This window comes from Thiolapillus sp., assembly GCF_048562965.1.
GTDB classification, from domain to species: domain Bacteria; phylum Pseudomonadota; class Gammaproteobacteria; order Chromatiales; family Chromatiaceae; genus Thiolapillus; species Thiolapillus brandeum_A.
The window spans coordinates 1-5,594 of record NZ_JBHNMF010000206.1 but is presented as its reverse complement, the minus strand read 5'-3'; the positions used below and the strand labels follow the sequence as shown (position 1 = coordinate 5,594).

Genomic DNA, 5,594 nt, shown 5'->3' with positions numbered 1-5,594 from the left:
TAATTAATTCAGTATATTGGCATGCGCTAATTATCTGGAGCTGCCCGAAAAAGATAGCTATTTATAGACGGTAACTAAGTCGTTTCACCTGGCCGGTGAACGGCTTCAGCCTATCACGGCCCTGACTCGTTCTGGCACGCCTGAGCTTGCTCTTCACTCAAGTGGTAGCTACGGCTACCACTTTCGCTCCAGAGCGGCGCTCAGCCGCACCAGCCCGGTGCCAGAATCCGCGATCCACCATGAATAAGGCGGGGTTGTTTCAAGAACTGCTCAAGGGAACCAGCGCCTGCTGTTATCGGTCAAATTGTAGTTGCGGTTTGTGATACGAGACTATGGATGACGTAGCGTCAAGACAGGATGCTTTGCCAGCTTTTGCACTGTGGCTGATACTTGCCGGCCTGCTGCACCTGTTTGTTATGTTGCAGTTCCCCCTTCGATTGCAAACAGCATATCCTGTACCCATCGAAACCTCTCCTGTCATTGCGGTGGAACTGAGGCGCCTGCTGCCGGCTCCGGAGCCTGCTCCGGCATTACCCGAAACACCAGCACAGGAACCCAGGATCGCTCCGGTAAACACCCATGAACCCCCGAAAGCTGCCGATCCGCTACCTCGGTCAAAACCCGGACAGCCTGACCAGCCACAGGCCATTGCTGAAAGCAGTCCGGAACCGGCAGGGATGGATGCAAGCCGGCTCAAACAGGCCGTTCGGGATTACCGATTGCCTGAGTGGGATGACAGAAAGCATTTTTCGCCAATGCTGCCGGAAGGTGTTTCGGCAGAAACGTTTTCTGCGAACACCCTCGTGCGCAACAATTACCGTGTACAGGCGTATGATGGCCACGGTGGTGCACGGGTGATGCGCTTCAGCCAGTTTGGCAAAAAGGACAGATGCTTCCTGGTGCACAGGGCAGGTTTTGAAATACAAAGAGAGGACTGGGATCCGGGTATGGATACGGTCATAGGTTGGGGTGCTGAGGAGGTACCATGCGAATGAACAATATGAGCAAGAACTACCTGGTGCTGGTGCTTTTGCTGACTGGATTGTTGTCCACATCCCCAGGTTCTGCCCAGTGTCAGTCAGGACGCGTGAAACTGCAGATGCTGGGTACCCGGGGGCCGGAACTGTGGGACGGGCAGGCATCCACTGGCTATCTGCTATGGCTGGATGACAGGGCCAGAGTGGTGATCGATGCCGGGCCTGGTACGGTGCAGAACTTCGAGCATTCGGGTGCGCGCTATGAAGACCTGGATCTGTTTCTGTTCAGTCATTTTCACATCGACCACAGCGCCGATTTTCCCGCCTATGTCAAAGGTGGTTTTTTCACCGACAGAAAGCGTGATCTCGTGTTGATCGGTCCCAGCGGCAACGACTATCTCCCGTCTACCGATCAGTTTCTCCTGCGCTTCTTCGGCAAGGATACCGGCGTGTATCCCTACATGAGTTCCTTCATCGACCCTGATGCGGGGAGTAGCTACAAGATCCTGCCCAAGACCGTGGCCTCGTCCTACAAACTGCTGGATGAGCATGAGGTCTATGCGCACCGTGGCATCCGTGTGAAAGCTGTTTCCGTGCATCATGCGGTATTGCCGGCACTGGGTTACCGCGTTGAGCTGGCCGGTTGTGTCATCAGCTTCACGGGAGACATGAGCGGGCGCTTCCACACCATGCCGGACCTGGCCAGGGGCTCGGATATTCTGGTGGCACACAACGCCATTCCGGAAGATGAAACCGGCGCCGGACAACTGCTTCACATGAAACCCGGCTACATCGGTAAACTGGCTGCCGATGCCGGGGTGAAAAAACTGTTGCTGACACACCTGATGAAACGCAGCGCCGGGCGCAAGGAAGAAAACCTGGCGCTGATCCGCAAGCACTACAAGGGAGAGATCCTGTTTCCCAGGGATCTGGATGTATTCAGACCCTGACGGAAACGGATGCTTATCTTTTCGTGGGGTGTTGCAGGATGGATGCCAGCTCTGGCGCCTGGCGCTTGAGCATGGCCTCGACCTGGCGCCGTTCATCAGCACTCAGCGGTTTGTATCCACGCATATAGGGCCAGCCATATCCCCAGCGAAAAGAGGTTGGCCAGTACGGACTCCCACCCACACGAACACCCGCCAGCATCAGCTTGGCGATGGTCGGCTCACCGACAGAACGGACGCACTGCTCCAGGTCATGGTCGGCGACCAGCCGCTGCAGTTTCGTACCGCCCTGCCAGTAGGAAAGGTCATGCTGGTAACAGCAGCGCAGCCACAGTTTCCGTTGCTGGTAGGTGCCGTTGGGAAAGTCACTGCAGCCATCACTGCGAAAGGGTTTCAGGTCAGCACCCATTGCCAGGGAACAACAGACTGTCAGCAACAACAGGATGCCTGCACGGGGAAATGATTTAATCCTGCTCATGGGGATGCGGGGGCGTCAGAATACGTTGATGGTTAGTGTACAGCGGATTGTCTTCCGGGAAAAATGACAGAAGCGCAGCGGCGTAACGGTCGAAAGGATTCTGAATGCCGGCGATGCGCTTCTTCTCTTCCCGCTCCAACCGGTGGGTGTTGAAGCGGATAGTGAAGGGCACGGGGTAGTCGGTGCCGAAAAGAAGCTTGTGATGCACCTGTTGCTGGCCGGCAAGATGTTTCAGTGCACGCGCCCGCAAGGGTAAGAGCATGGCGGAGAGATCGCCATAAAGGTTCTCGTGTACCTCGAGCATCTCCAGAATGTGAAAGTAATCCCGGTCGAACCATACCGGATTTTGCGAAAGATTGCGCCAGGGTGCTCGCCAGTGTCCAATCTGTCCCAGGCCCATATGCGCGGCAATCACGGTGACTCCGGCTTGCAGCGGTAGGCGCAGCATGTTGCTGCCTTCATACTGTTTTTTCGATTCGATGGCGAACTCACTGCCGATATGAACAATGAGGGGAAGCCGCAGGTCGCGCAGTTTCCTGTAGTAGGGCACGAGCGCTTCATCGTTGAGATCCACCTGCCAGTAGTTCTGCAGGAACTTGGCGCCCGCACAGCCTTTTTCCACATATTCATCGATAAGATCGAGGGCATCCGGACGCAGGGGATTGATGGAGAAAAAGGGAATGAACTGGTCGGGATAGCGGTGGGCCACTTCGATGACGTCGCTGTTGCCGGCACAAACCGTACGGTCGCGGTGGGTTTCCCGCCCCCTGGCATCCACGCGGCTGTCCACGCCGAACAGGCAGGTCTTCTCGACGTAGGTGGAGTTGCGCACGGCTTCCGCCATGGCCTGCACGTAGGTTTCCCAGGGTCTGTCCTTCAGTGCTGTGGGGTCCACGCCGAGATTCCTGGCAAAGAAGCGCACCGCGATCTTGTCGAAAAGCCGGTCGAAACGAACATCACGGCTGAGCAGGTGGGTGTGGGTATCGACAGTCTTCATGAGCCGGCATGTTCCCTGGCGAGTTTTTTCGCAGTGCCAAAGTCGCTCTTGCCACTGCCCAGTTTTGGAATGGCCTCAACCTTGATGATCACAGAAGGACGCATGAGTGGCTTCAGGCCGGAATCGCCGACCAGTGCTTTCATCTGTGCCTCGTCCAACTCACCACTGAACAGCAGTACCACTTTCTCGCCCTTTTTCTCATCGCTGACCGTGGTCGTCAGGATTTCCACGTTTTCCGGAAGCAGCACGCTGATGCTGCCTTCGATGCTGCCCAGGCTGATCATCTCCCCGCCGATCTTGGCGAAGCGTGAGTAACGGTCGACGATGGTGAGAAAACCGTCGGCATCCAGGTGGCCCTTGTCACCGGTCCTGTACCAGCGCCGTCCATCCAGCTCGACGATGACCTCGGCCGTTTTCTCGGGCGCCTTGAGATAGCCGAGCAACCGAACAGGATCAGGCCATCCTCGCCCACGGGCAGTGTCTGCAGGCTGTCGGGATCGACGATGCGGAAGCTGCTGCCGGGCAGCGCCATGCCCACGGTGCCAGGGCGGTTGCCCACCTGTACCTTCCAGGTGTTCAGATCGAGGCGGTCGGGAATATTCACGCTGGCGACAGGCGTGGTTTCCGTGGAACCGTAGCCCTCGTAGATCTCCTTGTTAAACTTCATCTTGAAGGCATCACGCACCTCGGGGTTCAGGCGTTCAGCCCCCGCGACCACGACGCGCAGGGACGCCAGCATCAGGGGATGCACCCGGCGGTTGGCAGTGAACAGGCGCAGGAAAGTGGAAGTGGCGCACAGGATGGTGGCATTGTATGTGGCAATGCCCTTGGCGATGGCTGGCGTATCGGTAGGATCGGGATGGCAGACCGCAGGGATGCCTTCCACCAGAGGCATCAGCCCCGTGACCGTCAGCCCAAAAGGCGTGGAACAGGGGCAGGGTTGCCATGATGGTGTCATCGGCCTGTGTGTCCAGTACATCGGATACCTGGCGGATGTTGGCCATGATATTGCGCTGGCTCAGCAGCACGCCCTTGGGTTCGCCTTCGCTGCCGCTGGAGAAAAGAATGGCCGCCGGCGCCTCAATGGGTATCCTGCGCCCATACAGCATATACAACCAGCCTGCGGGCAACACCGTGGCGCAAACCAGCAGCCAGAGTTTTCCCAAAGTGCTGATTTCTCCGGCCAGATCTTCGAGATAGTAGACATCCACATGAGCAAACAGGGGTGTCATATCCAGCCCGCGGGCTGCCAGTTTTTTGATGAACTGGCGTGAGGTGTAGATGCTCCTGATTTCTGCCTTGTCGAGGCTGCTTTGCAGTGCCTGCAGGCTTGCCGTGTAGTTCAGATTCACTACGGTCTTTCCCAGCAACAGTGCCGCCATGTTGGTCATCAGACCTGCGGTGCTCGTGGGAATCAACAGGCCGATGTTCTGTTCGGGGCTGCGCTTTTTCATCAGTCTGGAAAAAGTGAAAACACCTGCCATGAAGCGCCGGGAGGAAAGCGTCTGCTTTCCCCTCGCTTCCGCCACGGTGATAGCCGAGCCTCTTTTTTTCGCTGTTTTCAGCCAGGCCAGCGCGAGGGGATCCAGGTGCTTCGTGTGCTGCTCCCAGGCATCGATGGAGATTTCCGAAACACGATGTTTTACCTCTACTGCCGTGGCATGTATGGGCATGGGTTTGCCGAAAGCCACGATGATCTGGCTGCGCAGCCGGGTATTGCGGTTTTCCTGCAACTGGCTGCTGGAGCGGGAGAAGCGGCTGCCCCACAGGCCGCGCAGGTAGAACGGCAGGATTACTGCATCATCTTCATCCAGCTCGCTGACCGCCCGTTCGAAGCCGGTTTTGAACTCCCCGAGATGACCATTGCGGCTGATGGCACCTTCGGGGAAAAGACACACAACCTCGCCCGCCTTGAGCAGTTGTGCGATCTGCTCCAGGGCTTCCCTGCTGTGGCCTGCTGCAATGGGAATAACGCCAAAGAACTTCAAGCGTGTCTTCGGCCTCGTGATAGATTTTGGGACATCCCAGTCCCCAAAATCGACTCGGCCTTTGACAACCTATTGGTGCCCCAGCCGTCCTGGTCACCCAGCACTACGCAACAACTTCGCAAGCTCGTTGCTGCTCCGTACTTGGCTCCCATATGACTGGACGCCGCGTTCGGAGGCCTACTTTGTTTTCCCTCTGGCGCAAGGCAC

Annotated in this window: 6 protein-coding genes and 2 pseudogenes; 3 read left to right on the top strand and 5 right to left on the bottom strand. The window is 57.3% G+C overall.

Translation table 11 applies throughout. The features are described from left to right. Positions 1–719: 719 nt before the first annotated feature. Positions 720–995, top strand: coding sequence for a hypothetical protein (locus tag ACOCD2_RS11375; protein ID WP_295390580.1), 276 nt, complete (start codon positions 720–722; stop codon positions 993–995). Further along, positions 986–1,927, top strand: a complete 942-nt coding sequence (locus ACOCD2_RS11370) for an MBL fold metallo-hydrolase (RefSeq protein ID WP_293652610.1) — start codon at positions 986–988, stop codon at positions 1,925–1,927. The genes ACOCD2_RS11375 and ACOCD2_RS11370 overlap by 10 nt, the downstream gene beginning before the upstream one ends. Positions 1,928–1,940: 13 nt before the next feature. Here the strand turns inward: ACOCD2_RS11370 and ACOCD2_RS11365 are convergent, their stop codons facing one another. The 5 genes and pseudogenes from ACOCD2_RS11365 to ACOCD2_RS11345 form a co-directional block, all read right to left on the bottom strand. After that, on the bottom strand, positions 1,941–2,402 hold the full coding sequence (locus tag ACOCD2_RS11365) for an FAD-binding oxidoreductase (protein WP_293647471.1): 462 nt from the start codon (positions 2,400–2,402) through the stop codon (positions 1,941–1,943). Next, positions 2,389–3,399: an amidohydrolase family protein gene (locus ACOCD2_RS11360; protein WP_293647473.1), complete on the bottom strand. Its 1,011-nt coding sequence runs from the start codon at positions 3,397–3,399 to the stop codon at positions 2,389–2,391. The genes ACOCD2_RS11365 and ACOCD2_RS11360 overlap by 14 nt, the downstream gene beginning before the upstream one ends. Next, complete coding sequence (locus ACOCD2_RS11355) at positions 3,396–3,842, bottom strand: AMP-binding protein (RefSeq protein WP_305800997.1); 447 nt, start codon at positions 3,840–3,842, stop codon at positions 3,396–3,398. Before ACOCD2_RS11355 ends, ACOCD2_RS11360 begins: the two co-directional genes overlap by 4 nt. A 59-nt stretch (positions 3,843–3,901) precedes the next feature. Further along, positions 3,902–4,294 (bottom strand): annotated as a pseudogene (locus tag ACOCD2_RS11350) (AMP-binding protein); the annotation flags it as partial. Positions 4,295–4,361: 67 nt separating this feature from the next. Further along, positions 4,362–5,387: pseudogene (locus tag ACOCD2_RS11345) on the bottom strand (AMP-binding protein); the annotation flags it as partial. Positions 5,388–5,403: 16 nt separating this feature from the next. On the opposite strand from ACOCD2_RS11345, the gene ACOCD2_RS11340 reads away from it, so the two are divergent. Then, the coding region (locus tag ACOCD2_RS11340) for a hypothetical protein (protein ID WP_419625697.1) at positions 5,404–5,594 on the top strand (191 nt) is incomplete at its 3' end.

Bases quoted from the DNA above. Each gene is read 5' to 3' on its own strand.
- ACOCD2_RS11370 (WP_293652610.1), top strand. From the start codon at position 986: ATGCGAATGAACAATATGAGCAAGAACTACCTGGTGCTGGTGCTTTTG.
- ACOCD2_RS11365 (WP_293647471.1), bottom strand. From the start codon at position 2,402: ATGAGCAGGATTAAATCATTTCCCCGTGCAGGCATCCTGTTGTTGCTG.
- ACOCD2_RS11360 (WP_293647473.1), bottom strand. From the start codon at position 3,399: ATGAAGACTGTCGATACCCACACCCACCTGCTCAGCCGTGATGTTCGT.